Below are 23,048 nucleotides of genomic sequence, written 5' to 3' on the forward strand. Positions count from 1 at the left end.
AGCAGCTCTTTGGGGATTTTGGGCAGGTCACGCAAGGGTTTCTTTTTGGTTGGCATACATGCACCTCTTACTCATGTTATGCCCGAACACAAAATTTCTGACACCCTCGTTTTCACGGGACATCCCGAGCATTTCAGCAGCCCGCGCCGGGGGTAGCCATACCCTGTTCCTCGATGCAGGCCGAAAACCAACAATCGTGCCTCCACTCACCAAGGAGCACTTCACATGAAAGCTTCCATCAAGTTTGACAACACCGCGACACCACTTCTGCACGGCGATCTCGGCATCGAAAACGTGCCATACACTGCAATGCTTGAAATCAAGAAGCCCGACGGCAGCATTGACAACCTGGTCGTACCGCACTCGAACGGCACAACCTGGTCTTTGACCATGAGCGGATACGCCCCCGGCGATTACGACGCACTGATCCACCCAAGGGAAGCCGGCGCGTTCGAGGCAACACGAGTGAAGTTCACGCTGTAATCACGCCTCGCTGAAAACGCAAGCGGCCCGAACAATCAGATTGTTCGGGCCGCTTGCGTTTACCGGGCCAACGCCCAATGGATCACGACCAGCAGACAGCGCCAAGCGCGACTGCTGGCACAAGCGTTACTTGTCAGCGTGATACGCCGCATCAGCGGTTTCGAAGCGCTGCACCATCGCCTGCGATGGGCTGCCCAACTTGCTCACCAGGATGATGGCAATGCTGGCGAACAGGAAGCCAGGGATGATTTCGTACAGGCCAAGCGTGTCGAAGTTCTTCCACAGGATCACCGTCAGCGCACCGACCACGATACCGGCCAGCGCACCGTTACGGGTCATGCCCTTCCACAGCACCGAGATCAGCACCACCGGACCAAAGGCAGCACCGAAGCCGGCCCAGGCGTAGGCCACCAGGCCCAGCACGCGGTTTTCCGGGTTGGCCGCCATGGCAATGGCGATCAGGGCCACGGCCAGCACCATCAGACGGCCGACCCAGACCAGTTCGCCCTGCGAAGCGTTCTTGCGCAGGAAGGCCTTGTAGAAGTCTTCGGTCAGGGCACTGGAGCAAACCAGCAGCTGGCAGCTCAGGGTGCTCATCACCGCCGCCAGGATAGCCGACAGCAGCACACCGGCAATCCACGGATTGAACAGGATCTTGGCCAGCTCGATGAACACGCGCTCGTGGTTCTCGGTGACCGGGCCAGCCAGGTCAGGGTGTGCCGAGAAGTAGGCAATACCGAAGAAGCCCACGGCGCAGGTACCGGCCAGGCACAGGATCATCCAGGTCATGGAGATGCGACGCGCCTTGGCGATCGACTTGACCGAGTCGGCGGCCATGAAGCGCGCCAGGATGTGCGGCTGACCGAAGTAGCCCAGGCCCCAGCCCATCAGCGAAATGATGCCGACGAAGGTTGCACCCTTGAGCATGTCGAAGTTGGCCGGGTTCTGCGCTTCGATGGCCAGGATGGTGGTATCGAAACCACCGGTGGAAATCAGCACGATCACCGGGGTGAGGATCAACGCGAAGATCATCAGCGAAGCCTGCACGGTATCGGTCCAGCTCACCGCCAGGAAGCCACCGATGAAGGTGTAGGCGATGGTCGCGGCGGCACCAGCCCACAGGGCAGTCTCGTACGGCATGCCGAAGGTGCTTTCGAACAGACGGGCACCGGCAACGATGCCGGAGGCACAATAGATGGTGAAGAACACCAGGATCACGATCGCCGAGATGATCCGCAGCACGCCACTCTTGTCGTCGAAGCGGCTGGAGAAGTAGTCCGGCAGGGTCAGCGCATCGCCGTTGTGCTCGGTCTGCACGCGCAGACGGCCAGCGACGAACAGCCAGTTGAGGTAAGCACCTACGGTCAGGCCGATGGCGATCCAGGCTTCGGAAAGGCCGGAGAAGTAGATGGCGCCCGGCAGCCCCATCAGCAGCCAGCCGCTCATGTCGGAAGCACCGGCGGAGAGTGCGGTGACCACGCTACCCAGGCTGCGACCGCCGAGGATGTAGTCGGAAAGGTTGTTGGTGGAGCGATAGGCCGCGAAACCGATCAGCACCATTGCCGCGATGTAGATCACAAAGGTGATCGTTAGTGGATTGCCCATGCGTGTGCCCTGGCGTTTGTTTTTATCTCGTACGCAACCGTCTTCGAAGACGGTTGCACCCAGGCGGCGCATCCTATGCAACAACGCAAAGTCGGTGCAACCATTTTTCATTTGCAAGTTGCACCCGCTCGTGCGCTTTGCGACAAATCCTATTTTTTGCTCCCTTTTGGAGCAAAAACACGATTTTTCATAAGAAAACGCACCGTTATGAACTCTTTTTAAGCTGTAGGATGAATCCTCAGACGAGTTGCACCTTTTCCTCAAAAAATTCGGGTTGCACCTGGTTGCACCCGAAAACGGCTACAGCTAATCTTGGCGCAGCTTAAGCCACAACCGTGGCAATAATGAGGATAAGAAATTGGCGACGACCACCCTTGGGGTCAAACTTGACGACCCGACCCGCGAGCGACTCAAAGCAGCTGCGCAGTCCATCGACCGCACGCCGCACTGGTTGATCAAGCAAGCGATCTTCAATTACCTGGAGAAGCTCGAGGGTGGCGCTACCCTGACCGAACTCAACGGTCACGCCAACAACCTGGCCGATGACGCTGGCGAAGTCCAGCCAGACCACGCCCACCAGTGCTTCCTCGAATTCGCCGAGAGCATCCTGCCGCAGTCGGTACTGCGCTCGGCGATCACCGCCGCCTACCGCCGCCCCGAGCAGGAAGTCGTGCCGATGCTGCTGGAGCAGGCGCGCCTGAGCGCTCCACTGGCCGAAGCCACCAACAAGCTGGCTGCTGGCATCGCCGAAAAACTGCGTAACCAGAAGAGTGCTGGCGGCCGTGCCGGCATCGTTCAGGGCCTGCTGCAGGAGTTTTCCCTGTCGTCCCAGGAAGGCGTTGCCCTGATGTGCCTGGCCGAAGCCCTGCTGCGCATCCCTGACAAAGGTACCCGTGACGCCCTGATCCGCGACAAGATCAGCAATGGCAACTGGCAGCCGCACCTGGGCAACAGCCCGTCGCTGTTCGTCAACGCTGCTACCTGGGGTCTGCTGCTGACCGGCAAACTGGTCTCCACCCATAATGAAGCCGGCCTCACCTCCTCGCTCACCCGCATCATCGGCAAGAGCGGCGAGCCGATGATCCGCAAGGGCGTCGACATGGCCATGCGCCTGATGGGCGAGCAGTTCGTCACCGGCGAAACCATTGCCGAAGCGCTGGCCAACGCCAGCCGCTTCGAAGCCAAAGGCTTCCGTTATTCCTACGACATGCTCGGCGAAGCCGCACTGACCGAACACGACGCGCAGAAGTACCTGGCCTCGTACGAGCAGGCGATCCACTCGATCGGCAAGGCTTCCCACGGCCGCGGCATCTATGAAGGCCCGGGCATCTCGATCAAGCTGTCGGCACTGCACCCACGCTACAGCCGCGCCCAGTACGAGCGCGTGATGGAAGAGCTGTACCCGCGCCTGCTGTCGCTGACCCTGCTGGCCAAGCAATATGACATCGGCCTGAACATCGACGCCGAAGAGGCCGACCGCCTGGAACTGTCCCTCGACCTGCTCGAGCGCCTGTGCTTCGAGCCGGCCCTGGCGGGCTGGAACGGTATCGGCTTCGTCATCCAGGCCTACCAGAAGCGCTGCCCGTACGTGATCGACTATGTCATCGACCTGGCCAAGCGCAGCCGCCACCGCCTGATGATCCGCCTGGTGAAAGGCGCCTACTGGGACAGCGAGATCAAGCGCGCCCAGGTCGAAGGCCTGGAAGGCTACCCGGTCTACACCCGCAAGGTGTACACCGACGTGTCCTACGTTGCCTGTGCCCGCAAGCTGCTGGCCGTGCCAGAAGCCATCTACCCGCAGTTCGCTACCCACAACGCCCACACCCTGTCTGCCATCTACCACATTGCCGGCCAGAACTATTACCCGGGCCAGTACGAGTTCCAGTGCCTGCACGGCATGGGTGAACCACTGTACGAACAGGTTGTAGGCAAGGTCGCCGACGGCAAGCTGAACCGTCCGTGCCGCGTGTACGCCCCGGTCGGCACCCATGAAACCCTGCTGGCCTACCTGGTTCGCCGCCTGCTGGAGAACGGCGCCAACACCTCGTTCGTCAACCGCATCGCCGACCACTCGATTTCCATCCAGGAACTGGTCGCCGACCCGGTCTCCAGCATCGAACGCATGGGCACCCAGGAAGGCAGCATCGGCCTGCCGCACCCGCGCATCCCGCTGCCGCGTGAACTGTATGGCCGCGAGCGGGCCAACTCGGCCGGCATCGACATGGCCAACGAACACCGCCTGGCGTCGCTGTCCTGCGCCATGCTGGCCACTGCCAACAACGACTGGAAAGCCACCCCACTGCTGGCCTGCGCCGCCAGCGAGGCTGCTGCCGTGCCGGTACTGAACCCGGCGGACCACCGTGACGTGGTCGGCCACGTGCAGGAAGCCACCGTCGCCGACGTCGACAATGCCATCCAGTGCGCGCTTAACGCTGCGCCAATCTGGCAGGCCACGCCGCCAGCCGAGCGGGCCGCGATCCTCGAGCGCACCGCCGACCTGATGGAAGCCGAAATCCAGCCGTTGATGGGCCTGCTCATCCGCGAAGCCGGCAAGACCTTCGCCAACGCCATCGCCGAAGTGCGCGAAGCCGTGGACTTCCTGCGTTACTACGCGGTGCAGGCTCGCAACGATTTCAGCAACGACGCCCACCGCCCGCTGGGCCCGGTGGTGTGCATCAGCCCGTGGAACTTCCCGCTGGCGATCTTCACCGGCCAAGTGGCCGCCGCCTTGGCAGCCGGCAACCCGGTATTGGCCAAGCCGGCCGAGCAGACCCCGCTGATCGCCGCCCAGGCCGTGCGCCTGCTGCTGGAAGCCGGTATTCCGCAAGGCGTGCTGCAACTGCTGCCAGGCCGCGGCGAAACCGTTGGTGCCGGCCTGGTTGGTGACGAGCGCGTCAAAGGCGTGATGTTCACCGGCTCCACCGAAGTTGCCCGCCTGCTGCAGCGCAATGTCGCTGGCCGCCTGGACAACCAGGGCCGGCCGATCCCGCTGATCGCCGAAACCGGTGGCCAGAACGCCATGATCGTCGACTCCTCGGCACTCACCGAGCAGGTGGTGATCGACGTGGTGTCCTCAGCCTTCGACAGCGCCGGCCAGCGTTGCTCGGCCCTGCGCGTGCTGTGCCTGCAGGAAGACTCCGCCGACCGCGTGATCGAAATGCTCAAGGGCGCCATGGCCGAGAGCCGCCTGGGCTGCCCGGACCGCCTGGCCGTGGACATCGGCCCGGTGATCGACGCCGAGGCCAAGGCCGGGATCGAGAAGCACATCCAGGGCATGCGCGAGAAAGGCCGCACGGTCTATCAAGTCGCAATCGCCGATGCGGCCGAGATCAAGCGTGGCACCTTCGTCATGCCAACCTTGATCGAGCTGGACAGCTTCGACGAACTCAAGCGTGAAATCTTCGGCCCGGTGCTGCACGTGGTGCGCTACAACCGCCGCAACCTGGACCAGCTGATCGAGCAGATCAACGCTTCTGGCTACGGCCTGACCCTCGGCGTGCACACCCGCATCGACGAGACCATCGCCAAGGTGGTGGAAACCGCCAACGCCGGCAACATGTACGTCAACCGCAACATCGTTGGCGCCGTGGTGGGCGTGCAGCCGTTCGGTGGTGAAGGCCTGTCCGGCACTGGCCCGAAAGCCGGCGGCCCGCTGTACCTGTACCGCCTGCTGTCGACGCGCCCGGCCGATGCAATTGGCCGCCACTTCCAGCATCAGGACGGCGAAGGCCAGCCGGACCGCGCCCTGCACGACCAGCTGATCAAGCCGCTGCACGTTCTCAAGGCCTGGGCCGAGAGCAACCAGCACGCCGACCTGGCCGCCCTGTGCAGCCAGTTCGCCGGCCAGTCGCAGAGCGGCATCGCCCGCCTGCTGCCAGGCCCGACCGGTGAGCGCAACACCTACACCATCCTGCCGCGCGAGCATGTGCTGTGCCTGGCGGACAACGAAGCCGACCTGCTGGCGCAATTCGCTGCCGTGCTGGCGGTGGGTAGCTCGGCGGTGTGGGCTGACAGCGAGCCAGGCAAGGCCCTGCGCGGCCGCCTGCCGCGTGAGCTGCAGGCCAAGGTCAAGCTGGTGGCGGACTGGAACAAGGATGAAGTGGCGTTTGACGCCGTGATCCACCATGGCGACTCCGACCAGCTGCGCAGCGTGTGCCAGCAGGTGGCCAAGCGCGCTGGCGCGATCGTCGGTGTGCACGGGCTGTCCAGCGGCGACCACCAGATTGCACTGGAGCGCCTGGTGATCGAGCGGGCGGTGAGTGTGAATACGGCGGCGGCGGGTGGTAATGCCAGCCTGATGACCATCGGCTGACGCCATGGTTGCTGATGAAAAAGGAGAGCTTCGGCTCTCCTTTTTTTACTGGCGAGGATAATGCAAGGGCCCTGACTCAAAAGTTCCACGCATCAAACCTTCGGAGCACTATTCTTCTTCCAGAACCATAAGTTCGAATACCTCGAATGCCTTGGCACAATCGGCTCACTGGTGTGCACAATACGAATTGTCTGCACCGATGGATGCTCACTCTGGTGGGAATAAATATCCACGCCATCAACCACCGTCAAACCCAACCGAGTGGTCTGCTCAGTAATAACGTCGAGATTGCCATTCAATTGCTCAGATCCAACATCCCTGAGCATATATCTTTGCCTTGAACTGATCCTGACCAAAGGATGTTCTCCTTTTTCAACCTGAATTTTGTGTTCAGGGTCCGCCAAAGGCGCCGGCACCCAAACTGCACGCATCAAGCCAGCGTCATCAACGAGCCCTCCTACAGGCTCAATACCCTCCAGCAACCGCCGGGTATCGAATAGATGTCCTTGATGGGCAATAGTAGAAATGACGCCTCGCTGTTGAACGTTGAAATGCTCATCGAGATTGGTTGCCAGCAACGGCATTTCGCTGTCCCCCGCCACCACCGAATAGGTGCCCCGTCTGATGTCTTTTGCGAACAACTCGGTGACTTGCATGCCCAAGGCGTACTGCGCTTCAGGCCCGTAAACATCTTGCTTGCCGCCAGCAGGACCTATGACGCTTTCCGACTCAGTTGGCTGATAGGTAGGTACCTTACGCTGCCAAAACACGGTCGTTCTTCTTTTAACAGCAGTCGCATCAATATTGCCCTTGAAAACAACTCCCTCCTGCTCACCCTCGAAAATTCTCGGGAACATGAGCACGCTGTCCAGTACTTTGAAATCTTCGCCAAAGGCACCCTCAAAACTCTGCTCCCCATCCACATCCTTCAGCGTGGTTGGGTTATTTCGAACCATGCAATACAAATTCAGACCATCCACAGTACCCGCCGGGTCAGCACTCAGCCAGCGCCCAACCCAGGGTTGGTAATAGCGCCGACCGTAATGATAAAGCCCAGTCGCATCACGCTCTTGCCCTGAATACCGGATCGTCTTGTAACTTGCCTCCAGTTCGCTTCGCCCTGCCCACAGCGCCGTGCCGCCGAACGGGTAGTACTCTTCTTGGCTGATCACGCTCCCCGCCCCATCGACTTCCAGCGTGCCGCTGCCCAGCAGGTCGCCGTAGCTGTAACGTAACTGATCGTTTGCCATGCCTTCAGGCGCTCCCGCCGGCCAGTACAGGAGACGTACCTGAGCACGGCCGGCCTCTGTGGCCGTCATCACTCGAAGATCTTCTTCCAGCCGAGACTCATTGGCTGAACATCGCAACTCCAAACCCGGCAAATATGTCACTCGCTGTACGCGCAGGCTACTGGCGGTGCAGGCGATGCTGACTTTCAGTACTCGCTGACTCTGGCTACCATAACGATAGAATTCGCTATCATCTGGTCGCCCTTCACGCATGATCGGCGCAACCCGTTGCAACTCGCCGCGCGGTGTCCATGCCAAGTGCTGCCCCGGCGCCAACAATGCCTGCTGGCCTCCTGGCCTGAACAACGCCTCCACTGCTGAAGGGGTTTCGGCAAGCTCAATGGATACTGCCCGGTTGCTGCGGTCGCTGACTGTGATTTTTCTCGAATACTGGCAGTTGCTGGAAGGCGCACTGTGGTCCACACGGCTCAGATTGCCAGCGATATCGTAGGTGTAGGTACGGGAATAGTTGGTATACGTGGCGCTGTCGAAAGCAACATGACCAGGCTGATCCCTCGTTCTCAGACAGACATCGGCCGACTCGCGCCCAGTGGCATGGACCAGCTGGTAGAGACTGTCATAACGACAGGTTCTTTCTGCCACTACCGCTTGATTGCGCCAGTACCTGACGCTTTCGGCTTCGTTGCGCTCACTGAGTACATTGCCTACCGGATCATAGGCGTAGCGCAAGTCCTGCAATATCTTCATGCCCGCTTTGTGGCCGGCAGGGCGAGCACAGCGAATGACCACCGGGCGCTGGGTGGCAGGCATGTAGGAATAATCCGTGACAACGCCATTACCCTGTGCCTCCGATAACTTCTGCCCTGCGGCGGTATACACGGAGGAGTGCATTATCACTCGTTCAACTGCGCCCATCCGGGTGAGCCAGCTGCCCGTCAGCCGTCCCGCCACGTCGTAGCCCAAACGCTGTTGATTGCCGGCGGCATCAGTCATTGAAAGGTGTGCACCGAAAACATCGCTGGTAAAGCAAGTTTTGTGAGCCTGCTTGATCGGCTCCAGACACCTGTCCCAGGCAGCGTCGTCATCGCCTCGCCAATCGACATCGGTCTGCTTATCGTCACCGTGCAGCAGCAACCGCCGCGTAACCGACAACTCCACGCCCGAGAGGGCCATACGGTCGCGCACCACTACGCCTGCCGTGTCATAGCGACGAATGCATCGCCCTGCCACGTTGTGGTCTTGTTCCGTTACATCAAGGCCACCATATACAAAACGCTCGGTGATACAGCGAATACCGTCGGCGGTATGTTCGGCAACGTACAACGGCCGGCCTGCGCCAGGGACATTCTCGTAAAAAAAACTGCGCGTCACAGCCTGACTGTAATCATCCCCTTCATCGGGGTAACCATCCATATTTTCCACATTGAGCAAGGGCCTGCCTGCACTGTCGTTGAGCGCAATGGCAATACCCGCATCCACGCTCTCTGTACGCAGGGCATTCCCAACCAGGTCATGGGTATACATGAAATTTGCCCGCCCAAATTGGACAAGGCGCGGATCAACACTACGGTTGCGACGACCGCGCATATCATACTGATGGCGGGTAATGCGCGTCCGGGTATCGTCCAAATCAGCAAAGTGACGATGATAGGCAACTTCACCAACAACCAATCCGCGAGCAAACACCCTGACCATAGGGGTGTTTGCGTTAACGGCCGCAGCAGAGTTGAACATGCATGATACCCATTTGCTTGGGCGCCGCGAGGGCGTCATATTTGGACGAGTCACTTACTCAGCACGAACCACACTACCCCCAAACACAGGCGAGCTCACCCTCTCACAAATGCCAGTTGTAGACGGTTTAAAATCGTGCCTCACACGCCACTCTCATATATCCCGCTCAACACAGTATCAGGAAGAATCGATTCGTCCGGGCCTGCGTAAAACTGCGAAACATGCAGGGCTGTAATCAACCATCATCTGGATCAATCATGGTAGCCGCTGCCATGGAGCAGCCCTACACTCGGTTCACGCCCCCGAGGACACCTAACATGCCCGAGACCCTGCTGAGCCCGCGCAACCTCGCCTTCGAACTCTACGAAGTCCTCGACGCCGAAGCCCTGACCCAGCGCCCGCGCTTCGCCGAGCACAGCCGCGAAACCTTCGACGCCGCCCTGACCACAGCACGCACCATCGCCGAGAAATTCTTCGCCCCGCACAACCGCAAGGCCGACGAAAACGAGCCGCGCTATGTGGACGGCCGCGCCGAACTGATCCCCGAGGTGAAGCCGGCCGTCGATGCCTTTCTCGAAGCCGGCTTCCTCAACGCCAATCGCGATTTCGACGTCGGCGGCATGCAGTTGCCCAGCCTGGTCTCACAGGCCTGTTTCGCCCACTTCCAGGCCGCCAATGCCGGCACCACGGCCTACCCCTTCCTGACCATGGGCGCGGCCAACCTGATCGAGAGCTTCGGCAACGAAGAGCAGAAGCGCCTCTACCTGCAGCCGATGATCGAAGGCCGCTACTTCGGCACCATGGCGCTGACCGAACCCCACGCCGGCTCGTCGCTGGCCGATATCCGCACCCGTGCCGAACCCGCTGGCGATGGCACCTACCGGCTCAAGGGCAACAAGATCTTCATCTCCGGTGGCGACCAAGAGTTATCGGAGAACATCGTGCACATGGTGTTGGCCAAGCTGCCGGACGCGCCGCCCGGCGTTAAGGGCATTTCGCTGTTCATCGTGCCGAAGTACCTGGTTAACGAAGACGGCAGCCGTGGCCCACGCAACGACGTGCTGCTGGCCGGGCTGTTCCACAAGATGGGCTGGCGCGGCACCACTTCCACTGCGCTCAACTTTGGCGACAACGGCCAGTGCGTCGGCTACCTGGTCGGACAGCCGCACCAGGGCCTGGCCTGTATGTTCCAGATGATGAATGAGGCACGAATCGGCGTCGGCATGGGTGCGGTGATGCTCGGCTACGCAGGCTATTTATACTCCCTGGAATACGCTCGCCAGCGCCCCCAGGGCCGCATGCCGGACAACAAGGACCCGCAAAGCCCCGCCGTGCCGATCATCGAGCACACCGACGTGAAGCGCATGCTGCTGACCCAGAAAGCCTACATAGAAGGCGCCTTCGACCTGGGCCTGTACGCTGCGCGCCTGTTCGACGACACCCACACCGCCAGCGACGAAAGCGCACGCAGGCAGGCTCAGGAACTGCTCGACCTGCTGACCCCGATCGTCAAGTCCTGGCCCTCGACCTTCTGCCTCAAGGCCAACGAACTGGCGATCCAGATTCTCGGCGGCCACGGCTACACCCGCGAGTACCCGGTGGAGCAGTACTACCGCGACAACCGCCTGAACCCGATCCACGAAGGCACCGAGGGCATCCAGTCGCTCGACCTGCTGGGCCGCAAGCTGGCGCAGAACAACGGCGCCGGCCTCAAGCAACTGATTCGCCTGATCGCTGCGACCGCAGAGCGCGCCAGCCAGCATCCGGGCCTGGACAGCTTGCGCCAGCCACTGGAGCAACTGGTCAACCGCCTGCAAACGGTAACCTTGGCCCTGCTCGGCGACCTGGCACAGGGCAAGATCGCCGGCGCCCTCGCCAACTCCGCCTTGTACCTCAAAGCCTTCGGCCATTGCGTGATCGGCTGGCGCTGGCTGGAACAGGCGATCCACGCCGAGCTTGGCCTGCTCAGGGGCAGCGCTGCCGACCGCGATTTCTACCTCGGCAAGCTGCAGGCCGCGCGTTATTTCCTGACCTGGGAAATCCCCGCCTGCCATAATGACCTGGCATTGCTCGAGGCGCGCGACGACACTTGCCTCGCCATGCAAGACGGGTGGTTCTAGGGGGAGCCACCGTGAAAACGGAGGCTTTCAGATGTTCGATTCCAGCGCCCTGCTGCGCCAGCGCTTTGCCGCGCTGCGCAGTACGGCCGAGTTGTTTTCCCTGCGCCATGTGAAACAGTCGCACCAGGCGCTTTCGGTTCGTCGCAATGTGGCCGAGCCGCCGATCTTCAGCCACGACGAAGGCGCCATGCTCACGGTGCGGGTCAAGGGAGTGGAGGCCTATGCGGCCACTGCCGACCTGTCCCAAGCCGGCCTGCAACGGGCACTGGAACAAGCCGAGGCACTGGCGCGACAGATCGCCAGGCACAGCCTGCTCGACCTACGCGAGCAACCGGTCACCAGCGCTCGTCACGACCACATCTCACCCAACTTCGACCAGCCAGTACCGAGCCTGGCCGACTGCCTGGGCCTGCTCGCCGCCGAATCGGCCAGCGTGCCCAAGGACAGCCGCCTGGTGGACTGGCAGGCCAGCCTTGGCCTGACCCTGGTCGAGCAGACCTACCTGAACTCGGCCGGCGCCGAGCTGCGCCATGCCCAACGCTTCCTGTTCCCGGGGCTGAGCGTCACCGCCAGCGACGGCCAGGACAGCCAGAGCCGTAGCCTGGGCCGCGACAATTTCGGCCAGCAAGGCGGTTTCGAAATCGTCGAGCGCTGTGGCTTGGTCGGTGCTGCCCGCCAGATCGCCGACCAGGCGCTGCAGCTGCTGCTGGCGCCGAACACCCCCAGCGGTGCCCGTGACCTGCTGCTGATGCCCGACCAGATGATGCTGCAGATCCACGAATCCATCGGCCACCCGCTGGAGATGGACCGCATCCTCGGCGACGAGCGCAACTACGCTGGCACCAGCTTCGTCAAAGCCAGCGACTTCGGCCACCTGCAATATGGCTCCAGCCTGCTCAACGTGACCTTCGACCCGACCATCAGCGAAGAGCTGGCCAGTTACAGCTTCGATGATGACGGGACCGCCGCCAGCAAGCAGTTCCTGATCCGCAACGGCCTGCTGCTGCGCCCGCTGGGCGGCGCCCTGTCGCAGTTCCGTTCGGGCCTGGATGGCGTTGCCAACAGCCGCGCCTGCGGCTGGAACCGTGCGCCGATCGACCGCATGGCCAACCTCAATATCGAACCGGGCGACCAGTCTCTCGACCAGCTGATCCGGGGCATCGAGCACGGCATCCTGATGCGCACCAACCGCTCCTGGTCCATCGACGATGCGCGCAACAAGTTCCAGTTCGGCTGCGAATGGGGCCAGCTGATCGAGAACGGCGAGCTCAAGGGCATCGTCAAGAACCCCAACTATCGCGGCATCTCCGCGCAGTTCTGGCGCAACCTCGCGGCGGTCGGCGACCGCAGCACCTTCCAGGTCCTGGGCACGCCCAACTGCGGCAAAGGCGAACCCAACCAGGTGGTGCGGGTCGGGCATGCCTCGCCCGCCTGTGTCTTCAGCCACATCGACGTATTCGGAGGCGACGCCTGATGAAAGCTGTTTTCGAAGCCCTGATCGCGCAGCTGCGGCATGCCCTGCACGCCGACGAACAATTCACCCTCGGCTACAGTGCCGAACAGTCGCAATTCGTGCGTTTCAATCACGCCAAGGTGCGCCAGGCCGGCGAAGTGAGCCAGGCCAGCGCGCAACTGCGGCTGATCCGCGATGGCCGCCAGGCAGAACAGCAGGTGACCCTGAGTGGCGATGCGCGACTTGACCAGCAACGCCTGATCGCAGCCTTGGAGCAGTTGCGCCAGACCTTGCCACTGCTGGCCGTCGACCCGTACCTGAGCCTGGACGAAAGCGCATGGCACAGCCACAGCCAGCAAGAGCAGCCGTTGCCCGCGCTGAGCGAAGTACTGGCACTGCTCGATCGCGAGGCCGGTGACCTGGACTTGGTCGGCATCTACGCCGCCGGCCCCATCTGCCGGGGCTTCGCCAGCTCGTTCGGGGCTATTGGCTGGCACCAGGCCAACAGCTTCAACTTCGACTGGAGCCTGTTCCACGAAAACGGCGAGGCGGTTAAGGCCAACTATGCTGGCCAACTGTGGAGTGCCGAGGACTTCACCGCCCGCCTGCGCCTGGCACGGCAACAGCTGGGTTTTCTCGGCCGCCCGGCAGTAACCCTCAAGCCCGGCAGCTACCGTGCTTACCTGGCACCCGCGGCCATGGACGAAATCGCCGGCATGCTCTGCTGGGGGGGCTTCTCGGCACAGGCCCTGGCCACCGGCAACAGCGCCCTGCAGCGCCTGTACAACGGTGATGCGCAACTGCACCCGCTGGTGAGCTTCAGCGAGCAGGTCAGCGGCTCGCTGAGCCCGGCATTCTCCGACGAGGGCTCACCGCGCCTGGATGTGCCGTTGATCCAGCAGGGCAACGCGATGCAGCGGCTGGTCAGTGCCCGCAGCGCCGCTGAGTTCGAGTTGCTGGCCAATGGTGCCGACAGCTACGAGTCGCCGTGCGCGCTGAGCCTGGCGCCAGGTAGCCTGCCCAGCGAGCAGATCCTTGAACGGCTTGGTACCGGGCTGTATATCAGCAACCTGTGGTACCTGAATTACTCTGACCTGCCAGCGGCACGCATGACCGGGCTGACCCGTTTCGCCACCTTCTGGGTGGAGAACGGCGAGATACAGGGACCGGTGAGCACCATGCGCTTCGATGACAGCCTGTACAGCCTGCTGGGCAGCCAGCTGGAGGATCTGACCCGCGAGCGCGAGATGATCCTGTCGACCAGTACCTATGGGCAGCGCAGTACCGGGTCGAGTCATCTGCCTGGAGCGCTGGTCAAAGGGCTGACCCTGACATTGTGATTGGCAGTACCGGCCTCTTCGCGGCTTCAGCCGCGAAGCGGCCGGAACAGACAGAAGAGGACGTCATGCCCGATCGAGCACCGCTGGACCCGACCACCGCCCGCTGGCTGCCCTGGGTGGTGGCCATCGCCTTCTTCATGCAGTCCCTGGACGGCACCATCCTCAACACCGCCCTGCCAGCCATGGCCCGCTCGCTGGCCGAAGACCCGCTGCGCATGCAGGGCGTGATCATCGCCTACATGCTCACCGTGGCCCTGCTGATTCCCGCCTCCGGCTGGATTGCCGACCGCTTCGGTACCAAGCGCATCTTCTTCGGTGCCATCCTGCTGTTCAGCTTCGGTTCGCTGCTGTGCGCCACCGCCAACAGCCTCGGTTTCCTGGTCTTCGCCCGCATCGTGCAGGGCCTGGGCGGCGCGCTGATGCTGCCGGTCGGGCGCCTGGTGGTGCTGCGCGCCTACCCGCGCACGGAGCTGGTGAGGATCATGAGCTTCATCACCATCCCCGGCCTGCTCGGCCCGCTGCTGGGCCCGACCCTGGGCGGCTGGCTGGTAGAAATCCTCAGCTGGCACTGGATCTTCCTGCTCAACCTGCCGGTCGGTGCGCTGGGCTGCTATGCGGTGTGGAAGTTCATCCCTGACTTGCGCGGCGCCGAGCGCACCCGCTTCGACGGCCCCGGGTTCATCCTGTTCGGCGCAGCGATGGTGCTGATCACCATCGCCATGGAAGGCCTGGGCGAGCTGCACCTGCCGCACCTGCGGGTGATGTTGCTGCTGTTCGCCGGCATGGCCTGCCTGGCCGCCTACTGGCTGCGCGCCGGGCGCGACCCAGAGCCGCTGTTCTCGCCCAGCCTGTTCCGCGTGCGCACCTTCGCCATCGGCATCCTCGGCAACCTCTTCGCGCGCCTGGGCAGCGGTGCCCTGCCGTTCCTGGTGCCGTTGCTGCTGCAGGTGGCGCTGGGCTACTCGCCGGCCCAGGCCGGCATGAGCATGATTCCGCTGGCCGCGTCAGCGATGCTGGCCAAGTCCGTTGCCCGGTCACTGATCGAACGGCTGGGCTACCGCATCGTGCTGACCGGCAACACCTTGCTGCTGGGCATGCTGCTGGCCAGCCTGGGCCTGGTCGACGAGCAGACTCCGTATGCCCTGCTGCTGGTGCAACTGGCCCTGCTCGGCGCCGTCAACTCGATGCAGTTCACGGCGATGAACACGGTAACCCTGATCGACCTTGACGACGCCAGCGCCAGCAGTGGCAACAGCCTGCTGTCGGTGGTCGCGCAGCTGTCACTGAGCCTCGGCGTGGCCTGCGCCGGTGCCTTGCTCGGCGGCTTTACCGCAGCGGGCAGTGCCGAGGGCGTGGAGACTACGTTGGGCGCGTTCCAGCTGACCTTCGTCACCATCGGCGTGATGGCCATGCTGGCGGCGGCGATCTTCCTGCAACTGTCGCCGACGGACGGAAGGCGTGCCCGTCGTCCGGAACAACACATGGAGTCGTAGGGCGAATGGCCACGAGGCTGGTAGACTATGCGACATTTTTCGCTTTGCACCACAGGCCCGCCTCGTGACCACCGAATCCACCGCCTTTGCCACCCTGCCGCTGTCCACCGCCATGCTGGCCAACCTGGACGCCCTCGGCTATGCCTCGATGACGCCGATCCAGGCCCAAAGCCTGCCCGTCATCCTGCGCGGCCAGGACCTGATCGCCCAGGCCAAGACCGGCAGCGGCAAGACCGCCGCCTTCGGCATCGGCCTGCTCAACCCGATCAACCCGCGCTACTTCGGCTGCCAGGCGCTGGTGCTGTGCCCGACCCGCGAGCTGGCCGACCAGGTGGCCAAAGAGCTGCGTCGCCTGGCCCGCGCCGAGGACAACATCAAGATCCTCACCCTTTGCGGTGGCGTGTCGCTGGGCCCGCAGATCGCCTCGCTGGAGCACGGTGCACACATCATCGTCGGCACCCCGGGGCGCATCCAGCAGCACCTGGACAAGGGCACCCTGGTGCTCGACGGCCTGAACACGCTGGTGCTGGACGAAGCCGACCGCATGCTCGACATGGGCTTCTTCGACGCCATCGCCAGCATCATCGGCAAGACCCCGTCGCGTCGCCAGACCCTGCTGTTCTCGGCCACTTACCCGGCCGGCATCGAGCAGCTGGCCGCCGACTTCATGCGCAAGCCGCAGCAGGTCAAGGTCGAAAGCCTGCACACCGACAACCAGATCGAGCAGCGTTTCATCGAGATCGACCCGCAGCAACGTCTGGACGCCGTCACTCGCGTGCTTGGCCACTACCGCCCGCAATCGTGCGTGGCGTTCTGCTTCACCAAGCAGCAGTGCGAGGACGTGGTTGCCCACCTGACCGCCAAGGGTATCGTCGCCCAGGCCCTGCACGGTGACCTGGAGCAGCGTGACCGCGACCAGGTGCTGACCATGTTCGCCAACCGCAGCAGCTCGGTACTGGTGGCCACTGATGTGGCGGCTCGTGGCCTGGACATCGATGGCCTGGACATGGTCATCAACGTCGAGTTGGCGCGCGATGCCGAGATCCATGTGCACCGCGTCGGCCGTACCGGCCGTGCCGGTGAAAAAGGCGTGGCGGTCAGCCTGGTGGCACCAGCCGAAGGCCATCGTGCCCAGGCCATCGAAGACCTGCAGAAAAGCCCGCTGCGCTGGGACCAGCTGGACAACCTGAAGAACCAGGGCGGCGCGCCGTTGCTGCCACTGATGAGCACACTGTGCATCGCCGCCGGGCGCAAGGACAAGCTGCGTCCAGGCGACATCCTGGGTGCGCTGACCGGCGATGCCGGGATCCCGGGCAAGCAGGTTGGCAAGATCGCCATCTTCGATTTCCAGGCCTTTGTGGCAGTTGAAAGGCCTTTGGCCAAGCAGGCCATGCAGCGCTTGAACAGCGGCAAGATCAAGGGCCGGGCCCTGAAAGTTCGTATCGTCTGACCTATTTTGGGGCTGCTTTGCAGCCCATCGCCGGCAAGCCTGCTCCCACCGGATCTCCACAGGCCTCAGGCCAGGTGCATTCCCTGTGGTAGCTGGCCTGCTGGCGATGGGGCGTGCAGCGGCCCCGGCTATTTATGAGGTAACACCGTGCACTCCACCGACGTGATCATCCTCGGCGCCGGCGCCGCCGGCCTGATGTGCGCCCAGCTCAGCGCCCGCCGTGGCCGCCGGGTGCTGCTGCTCGACCACGCCAACAAGCCCGGCAAGAAGATCCTCATGTCCGGCGGCGGACGCTGCAACTTCACCAACCTGTACACCGAGCCGGCCAACTTCCTTTCGCAGAACGCGCACTTCTGCAAGTCGGCCCTGGCCCGCTACACCCAGTGGGACTTCATCGAGCTGGTGAGCAAGCATGGCGTGCCCTACCACGAGAAGAAGCTCGGCCAGCTGTTCTGCGACAACAAGGCCAGCGACATCCTCGACATGCTGCTGGCCGAATGCGACGACGCCGGCGCCGAAATCCGCATGCACACCAGCATCGAACACATCGAGAAAACCGAAGCTGGCTACCTGCTGCAGACCAGCGGTGGCCAGTTCGCCTGCCAGTCGCTGGTGATCGCCACCGGTGGCCTGTCGATCCCGACCCTGGGCGCCACCGGCTTCGGCTATCAGGTGGCCCGCCAGTTCGGCCACAGCCTGCTGCCGACCCGCGCCGGGCTGGTGCCATTCACCATCACCGAGCCCCAACTCAAGGCACTGTGCACCGAGTTGTCGGGCACTTCGCTGGACTGCACCGCCAGCTGCAACGGCACCAGCTTCCGCGAGAACCTGCTGTTCACCCACCGCGGCCTCAGTGGCCCGGCGATCTTGCAGATCTCGTCGTTCTGGGAAGCCGGCGACACGGTGGAAATCAACCTGCTGCCCGACCGCGATGCGCTGACCTGGCTGCAGCAGATGCAGGCCGAGCGCGCCAACGCCGAACTGAAGACCGTGCTGGGCGAAGTGTTCACCCGCAAGCTGGCCAACCTGCTGGCCGAGCAGTGGTTCGAATCGCGGCCGATGAAGCAGTACACCCCGGCGGAACTGGCGCAGATCGCCGAGAAACTGGCGAACTGGCAGGTGGTGCCGGCCGGTACCGAAGGCTACCGCACCGCGGAAGTCACCCTCGGTGGCGTGGACACCCGCGAAGTGTCGTCCAAGACCATGGAATCGCTGAAAAGCCCCGGCCTGTATTTCATTGGCGAAGTGCTCGACGTCACTGGCCATCTGGGCGGTTTCAATTTCCAGTGGGCCTGGGCATCTGCCAACGCCGCTGCGCAGTTCGTGTAGAGTAGAATCCATTCAGCAGCACGGAACGCTTCTTGCTGGCCGTGCTGCAATGCATTCATTCGATCACTGCCTAGCAGGCCATCATGTCATCGAGTTCGTTCCGTCAGTCACTGCGTCGCCTGTGGGGCCAAGACAAGTTCAGCTACAGCATCCGGGTCACCATCGCCCTCACCGGCAGCCTGGCCCTGTGCTGGTACCAGAACGAGATGGCCCTGCTGATTCCGCTGTTCCTCGGCATCATCGCCAGCGCCCTGGCCGAGACCGATGACAGCTGGCAAGGCCGCCTCAGCGCCCTCGCCGTTACCCTGCCCTGCTTTGCCATCGCCGCACTCGCGGTCGAGCTGCTGTTCCCCTACCCTTGGGTCTTCGTCATCGCCCTGGCGCTGGCAGCGTTCGGCCTGACCATGCTCGGCGCCCTGGGCGAACGCTATGGCGCGATTGCTTCGGCGACGCTGATCACCTCGGTGTACACCATGATCGGCGTGGACCAGCGTGGCGGCCTGGTCACCGACTTCTGGCACGAACCGATGCTGCTGGTAGCAGGCGCCGCCTGGTACGGCCTGCTTTCGGTGCTGTGGCAGGCGCTGTTTTCCAATCAGCCGGTGCAGCAGAGCCTGGCCAAGCTGTTTTTCGAACTCGGCAGCTACCTCAAGCTCAAGGCCAGCCTGTTCGAGCCAATCCGCAACCTCGATGTCGAGGCCCAGCGCCTGGCACTGGCGCAGCAGAACGGCAAGGTGGTGGCGGCGCTCAACGCGGCCAAGGAAATCATCCTGCACCGGGTCGGCAACAGCCAACCGAATTCCAAGGTCAGCCGCTACCTCAAGTTGTACTTCCTGGCCCAGGACATCCACGAACGGGTCAGCGCCTCGCACTACCCTTACAACGCCCTGAACGAAGCGTTCTTCCACAGCGACGTGATGTTCCGCTGCCAACGCCTGCTGCGCAAACAGGGAGCCTCCTGCCAGGAACTGGCCCGTTCGATCCGCCTGCGCCAGCCTTTCGTGCTGGCCAGCGGCTTTGCCGAGGCCCTGGAAGACCTCAACGCCTCACTGGAACACCTGCGCGTCCAGAGCAACCCGGCCTGGCGTGGCCTGCTGCGTTCGCTGCGCGCCCTCGCTGCCAACCTGGCGACCCTCGACCGCCTGCTCAGCGCCGCCAGCAATCCCGACAGCCTGGCCGACGCCAGTGACAGCAGCCTGCTCGACCGCTCACCACGCAGCCTGAAGGACGTGTGGACGCGCCTGCGCACCCAGCTGACGCCGACCTCGCTGCTGTTCCGCCACGCCCTGCGCCTGCCGCTGGCGCTGTCGGTCGGTTACGGCATGGTGCACCTGATCCACCCGACCCAAGGCTACTGGATCATCCTCACCACACTATTCGTCTGCCAACCCAACTACGGCGCCACCCGGCGCAAGCTGGTGCAGCGGATCTTCGGCACAGCGATTGGCCTGACTGTCGGCTGGGCGCTGTTCGATCTGTTCCCCAACCCGGTCATACAGTCGCTGTTCGCAGTGGCTGCGGGCGTGGTGTTCTTCGTCAACCGCACCACCCGCTATACCCTGGCCACTGCAGCGATCACGCTCATGGTGCTGTTCTGCTTCAACCAGATCGGCGATGGCTACGGCCTGTTCCTGCCGCGCCTGTTCGACACCCTGGTCGGCAGCCTGATTGCCATCCTCGCGGTGTTCCTGTTCCTGCCAGACTGGCAGGGCCGGCGCCTGAACAAGGCGCTGGCCAACACCCTGGCCTGCGCCAGCGTGTATCTGCGCCAGATCATGCAGCAGTACGCCCACGGCAAGCGCGACGACCTCGCCTACCGACTGGCCCGGCGCAACGCCCACAACGCTGACGCGGCGCTGTCGACCACGCTGGCCAACATGCTCATGGAGCCGGGGCATTTCCGCAAGGAGGCCGATGTCGGCTTCCGCTTCCTGGTGCTGTCGCACACCTTGCTCAGTTACCTGTCAGGGTTGGGCGCACACCGCGATACGGCATTGCCGGCAGAGGTGCAGGAGCAATTGATCGATGGCGCCGGGCAGAGCCTGGCCAATAGCCTGGATGAGATTGCCAATGGCCTCGCGGCGCGGCTGCCGGTGGCGATACACAGTGATGCCGAAGAGGCGCTGGCCGATGCCCTGGAGCAGATGCCGGAAGAGCTGGATGAGCACCAGCGGCTGGTGCAGACACAGCTGGCGTTGATCTGCCGGCAGCTGGCACCGTTGCGGACCTTGGCAGCCCACCTCATCAAAGAAGCACCCGCGGCCTGAGCTGCGCAAGGTCAGAAGCCATGCTCACGTAGCAGCCGCGCATAGCTGCCATCGGCCTTCATCCCTGCGATAGCCTGCTCGAACCGCTCGACGATCTGCTGGTGGTCGGGGTGCTTCAGGCTCACCAGAATATGCAGGGTATTCTCCGCCAGCAGCGGCTCCACCAACGTCACGCCATCGCGCACTTCCTGCGACTCGCGCTGCAGGTTGTAGCGCGCCACGTACTCATCTTCCACGGCCAGGTTCACTCTGCCGGCTGCCAGCATGCGCACGGCGGTCGAGAAGTTGCGCACCTCCACCTTGTGCAGGCGGGTATCGCCATCAAACGCAGGTGAATAGGCATAGTCGCGCACGACTGCGATGCTGTAGGGATAAAGGTCGCCCTGATTCTTGTAGCGGAACGTGTCGCCCTTGCGCTTGAGCAGGCGAATGCGATTGTTCAGGTAGCCCTTGGAGAACTGCCCGATCTGTTTGCGCGCGTCGTTGTACCAGGCGTTGATGAGCACGTCGTAGCGCCCCTCGCCAATGCCCATCAACGCCCGCGCCCAAGGCACTTCCTCGTAGCCGCTGGCATACCCGGCGCGGGCCAGCGCCGTGCTGACCAGGCGGGTGGCCAGGCCACCACCTGGCAGGGTGCTGTCGGTGAACGGCGGCCAGTTGTCGGCCACCAGCCGCAGCCTGTCCTGGCCAAATGCAGGTGCTGCCAGGAACACGCCCAGCAAGCCCAACGCGCAAAGCAGCGGCCGCATGCAGAAGTCCTTTTGCAGTGGGAGGCACACGCTGTGAAAGGTGATTGGCCAATGAGATTACACAAAGCCGCTGCCTGGGGCAGCGGCCAATAATGTCATTTAGCCTCTATTTTGGCCGTGCTGCGAAAATTTGCGATGATCAGCCATCATTTTCAGGAGTTATCACCATGTCGATCCACTGGCTTTGCAAGCATCACTCCGACCTCGACAAACATGAGCTGTACGCCATCCTGCAACTGCGTACCGCCGTGTTCGTGGTCGAGCAACGCTGTGCCTACCAGGAAGTCGATGGCCAGGACCTGACAGGCGATACCCTGCACCTTATGGCCTGGCAGGATGACAAGCTGGTGGCCTACCTGCGCCTGCTCGATCCGCAGTCGCAGGGCGGCGATGTGGTTATCGGGCGAGTGGTGACCGCACCTGAAGTACGCGACCTGAAGCTTGGTCATCCGCTGCTGATGAAAGGGCTGGAAGCAGCCGGGCACTGCTGGCACGGAACGCCGGTCTATCTGTCAGCGCAAGCGCACCTGCAAGGGTTCTATGCCCGGCACGGCTTTGAAGTGGTGGGTGAGCAATACCTTGAGGATGACATCCCGCATATCGGCATGCGCAAGGTCATGGATACCCCAGTACTTCCCTGACCTGCCGCAGGTGCTGGATGATCCACTGCTTGTCGATCGCCCCCCAGTCATGGATGCGGTAATGCCCGGCATGGTTGCGCGCACCTTCCTGCTGCTCGAACTCGCAGACGATGTCCAGGTCGGCGAGTGCGGCGATGGTGTCCTGAGCCGTACGCCGTGGCATGCCGGTGGCCTCCATCAGCGCCGGCACGCTGGTGGCGGTCTGGCTGTCGATCAGCCAGGCCACGTACAGGCGACGGTAGAAACTGCTCTTGGTCTTGCTCACATCCATGCTGCGTGATCCTTACAGGTTGCCTGGCAACTCCCGGTAGGTCAGGTAGACGCGCAGGTCGAATTCCAGTTGGTGGTAAGCCGGCTCCATGTGCTGGCAGAGCTGGTAGAACGCCTTGTTGTGATCGCGCTCGCGCAAGTGCGCCAGCTCGTGCACCACGATCATGCGCAGGAACTCGGGCGCCGCCTCCTTGAACAGCGAGGCAATGCGGATTTCTTTCTTCGCCTTGAGCTTGCCGCCCTGTACCCGCGAAACCGCGGTATTGAGCCCCAGGGCCCGATGGGTCAGGTCCAGGCGGTTGTCGAACAGCACTTTGTCGAGGTTTGGCGCGCTGCGCAGGTATTGCTGGCGCAGGTCCTGGGCATAGCCGTACAGCGCCTTGTCGCTCTGCACGTCATGGCGCCCGGGGTAGCGGCGCTGCAGGTACTCGCCCAGGCGGTCGCTGTCGATCATCTGCCGCACCTGCTCCTGCAGGTACGGTGGGTAGGCTTGCAAATAGCGTAATACGGTCATGGCACGGCATTCGGCGTAACGAATGCCGATTTTAGCCA

Annotated in this window: 15 protein-coding genes; 10 read left to right on the top strand and 5 right to left on the bottom strand. The window is 62.9% G+C overall.

From position 1 onward, the window contains the following. The first annotated feature begins 225 nt into the window (after positions 1–225). Positions 226–483, top strand: a complete 258-nt coding sequence (locus tag ABE528_RS18480; protein ID WP_152958599.1) for a hypothetical protein — start codon at positions 226–228, stop codon at positions 481–483. A gap of 126 nt (positions 484–609) precedes the next feature. Here ABE528_RS18480 and putP read toward each other — a convergent pair whose 3' ends face one another. After that, positions 610–2,088: a sodium/proline symporter PutP gene (gene putP, locus ABE528_RS18485; RefSeq protein ID WP_152958601.1), complete on the bottom strand. Its 1,479-nt coding sequence runs from the start codon at positions 2,086–2,088 to the stop codon at positions 610–612. 358 nt (positions 2,089–2,446) lie between these two features. On the opposite strand from putP, the gene putA reads away from it, so the two are divergent. Next, the gene (putA, locus tag ABE528_RS18490; protein ID WP_346653729.1) at positions 2,447–6,400 is read left to right on the top strand and encodes a trifunctional transcriptional regulator/proline dehydrogenase/L-glutamate gamma-semialdehyde dehydrogenase; all 3,954 of its coding nucleotides are present in this window, start codon (positions 2,447–2,449) and stop codon (positions 6,398–6,400) included. A 92-nt stretch (positions 6,401–6,492) separates the two neighbouring features. Here putA and ABE528_RS18495 read toward each other — a convergent pair whose 3' ends face one another. Next, complete coding sequence (locus ABE528_RS18495) at positions 6,493–9,384, bottom strand: RHS repeat-associated core domain-containing protein (RefSeq protein ID WP_346653730.1); 2,892 nt, start codon at positions 9,382–9,384, stop codon at positions 6,493–6,495. A 317-nt stretch (positions 9,385–9,701) separates the two neighbouring features. Here ABE528_RS18495 and ABE528_RS18500 point away from each other — a divergent pair, with 317 nt between their 5' ends. From ABE528_RS18500 to yccS, 7 genes are all read left to right on the top strand, one after another. Beyond that, positions 9,702–11,504 (top strand): acyl-CoA dehydrogenase, encoded by a 1,803-nt coding sequence (locus tag ABE528_RS18500; protein ID WP_346653731.1) that lies wholly within the window; start codon positions 9,702–9,704, stop codon positions 11,502–11,504. Positions 11,505–11,535: 31 nt separating this feature from the next. Further along, complete coding sequence (locus ABE528_RS18505; protein ID WP_346653732.1) at positions 11,536–12,978, top strand: TldD/PmbA family protein; 1,443 nt, start codon at positions 11,536–11,538, stop codon at positions 12,976–12,978. Continuing rightward, entirely contained in the window at positions 12,978–14,297 is a 1,320-nt protein-coding gene (locus ABE528_RS18510) for a TldD/PmbA family protein (RefSeq protein ID WP_346653733.1), read from the top strand. The genes ABE528_RS18505 and ABE528_RS18510 overlap by 1 nt, the downstream gene beginning before the upstream one ends. 65 nt (positions 14,298–14,362) lie before the next feature. After that, positions 14,363–15,790, top strand: a complete 1,428-nt coding sequence (gene mdtD / locus ABE528_RS18515) for a multidrug transporter subunit MdtD (RefSeq protein ID WP_152955666.1) — start codon at positions 14,363–14,365, stop codon at positions 15,788–15,790. Between the two features lie 112 nt (positions 15,791–15,902). Further along, positions 15,903–17,240 (top strand): ATP-dependent RNA helicase DbpA, encoded by a 1,338-nt coding sequence (gene dbpA / locus ABE528_RS18520; protein WP_256669124.1) that lies wholly within the window; start codon positions 15,903–15,905, stop codon positions 17,238–17,240. Between the two features lie 147 nt (positions 17,241–17,387). After that, positions 17,388–18,569 carry an NAD(P)/FAD-dependent oxidoreductase gene (locus ABE528_RS18525; RefSeq protein WP_346653734.1) on the top strand — a complete coding sequence of 394 codons (1,182 nt, stop codon included), beginning with the start codon at positions 17,388–17,390 and terminating at the stop codon, positions 18,567–18,569. Between the two features lie 83 nt (positions 18,570–18,652). Next, positions 18,653–20,836, top strand: a complete 2,184-nt coding sequence (yccS, locus tag ABE528_RS18530; RefSeq protein ID WP_152955665.1) for a YccS family putative transporter — start codon at positions 18,653–18,655, stop codon at positions 20,834–20,836. A gap of 11 nt (positions 20,837–20,847) precedes the next feature. On the opposite strand, the gene ABE528_RS18535 is transcribed toward yccS, so the two are convergent. Then, positions 20,848–21,585, bottom strand: a complete 738-nt coding sequence (locus tag ABE528_RS18535) for a transporter substrate-binding domain-containing protein (RefSeq protein WP_152955664.1) — start codon at positions 21,583–21,585, stop codon at positions 20,848–20,850. Positions 21,586–21,752: 167 nt separating this feature from the next. Between ABE528_RS18535 and ABE528_RS18540 the strand changes: the two genes are divergently transcribed. Beyond that, entirely contained in the window at positions 21,753–22,226 is a 474-nt protein-coding gene (locus ABE528_RS18540; RefSeq protein ID WP_346653735.1) for a GNAT family N-acetyltransferase, read from the top strand. Here ABE528_RS18540 and ABE528_RS18545 read toward each other — a convergent pair. Beyond that, a complete protein-coding gene (locus tag ABE528_RS18545; RefSeq protein WP_152955662.1) occupies positions 22,201–22,497 on the bottom strand; it encodes a winged helix-turn-helix domain-containing protein in 297 nt (98 codons plus the stop codon). The two genes, ABE528_RS18540 and ABE528_RS18545, sit on opposite strands and share 26 nt — an antisense overlap. A 12-nt stretch (positions 22,498–22,509) precedes the next feature. Beyond that, the gene (locus ABE528_RS18550) at positions 22,510–23,010 is read right to left on the bottom strand and encodes a M48 family metallopeptidase (RefSeq protein ID WP_346653736.1); all 501 of its coding nucleotides are present in this window, start codon (positions 23,008–23,010) and stop codon (positions 22,510–22,512) included. Between the last annotated feature and the right edge of the window lie 38 nt (positions 23,011–23,048).

This window comes from Pseudomonas sp. TWI628 (assembly GCF_039673865.1).
Classification (GTDB): Bacteria; Pseudomonadota; Gammaproteobacteria; order Pseudomonadales; family Pseudomonadaceae; genus Aquipseudomonas.

Excerpts from the sequence above, each read along its gene's own strand:
- ABE528_RS18480 (WP_152958599.1), top strand. The coding sequence starts at position 226 with ATGAAAGCTTCCATCAAGTTTGACAACACCGCGACACCACTTCTGCAC.
- putP (WP_152958601.1), bottom strand. The coding sequence starts at position 2,088 with ATGGGCAATCCACTAACGATCACCTTTGTGATCTACATCGCGGCAATG.
- ABE528_RS18495 (WP_346653730.1), bottom strand. The coding sequence starts at position 9,384 with ATGTTCAACTCTGCTGCGGCCGTTAACGCAAACACCCCTATGGTCAGG.
- ABE528_RS18500 (WP_346653731.1), top strand. The coding sequence starts at position 9,702 with ATGCCCGAGACCCTGCTGAGCCCGCGCAACCTCGCCTTCGAACTCTAC.
- ABE528_RS18505 (WP_346653732.1), top strand. The coding sequence starts at position 11,536 with ATGTTCGATTCCAGCGCCCTGCTGCGCCAGCGCTTTGCCGCGCTGCGC.
- ABE528_RS18510 (WP_346653733.1), top strand. The coding sequence starts at position 12,978 with ATGAAAGCTGTTTTCGAAGCCCTGATCGCGCAGCTGCGGCATGCCCTG.
- mdtD (WP_152955666.1), top strand. The coding sequence starts at position 14,363 with ATGCCCGATCGAGCACCGCTGGACCCGACCACCGCCCGCTGGCTGCCC.
- dbpA (WP_256669124.1), top strand. The coding sequence starts at position 15,903 with ATGCTGGCCAACCTGGACGCCCTCGGCTATGCCTCGATGACGCCGATC.
- yccS (WP_152955665.1), top strand. The coding sequence starts at position 18,653 with ATGTCATCGAGTTCGTTCCGTCAGTCACTGCGTCGCCTGTGGGGCCAA.
- ABE528_RS18535 (WP_152955664.1), bottom strand. The coding sequence starts at position 21,585 with ATGCGGCCGCTGCTTTGCGCGTTGGGCTTGCTGGGCGTGTTCCTGGCA.
- ABE528_RS18540 (WP_346653735.1), top strand. The coding sequence starts at position 21,753 with ATGTCGATCCACTGGCTTTGCAAGCATCACTCCGACCTCGACAAACAT.
- ABE528_RS18545 (WP_152955662.1), bottom strand. The coding sequence starts at position 22,497 with ATGGATGTGAGCAAGACCAAGAGCAGTTTCTACCGTCGCCTGTACGTG.
- ABE528_RS18550 (WP_346653736.1), bottom strand. The coding sequence starts at position 23,010 with ATGACCGTATTACGCTATTTGCAAGCCTACCCACCGTACCTGCAGGAG.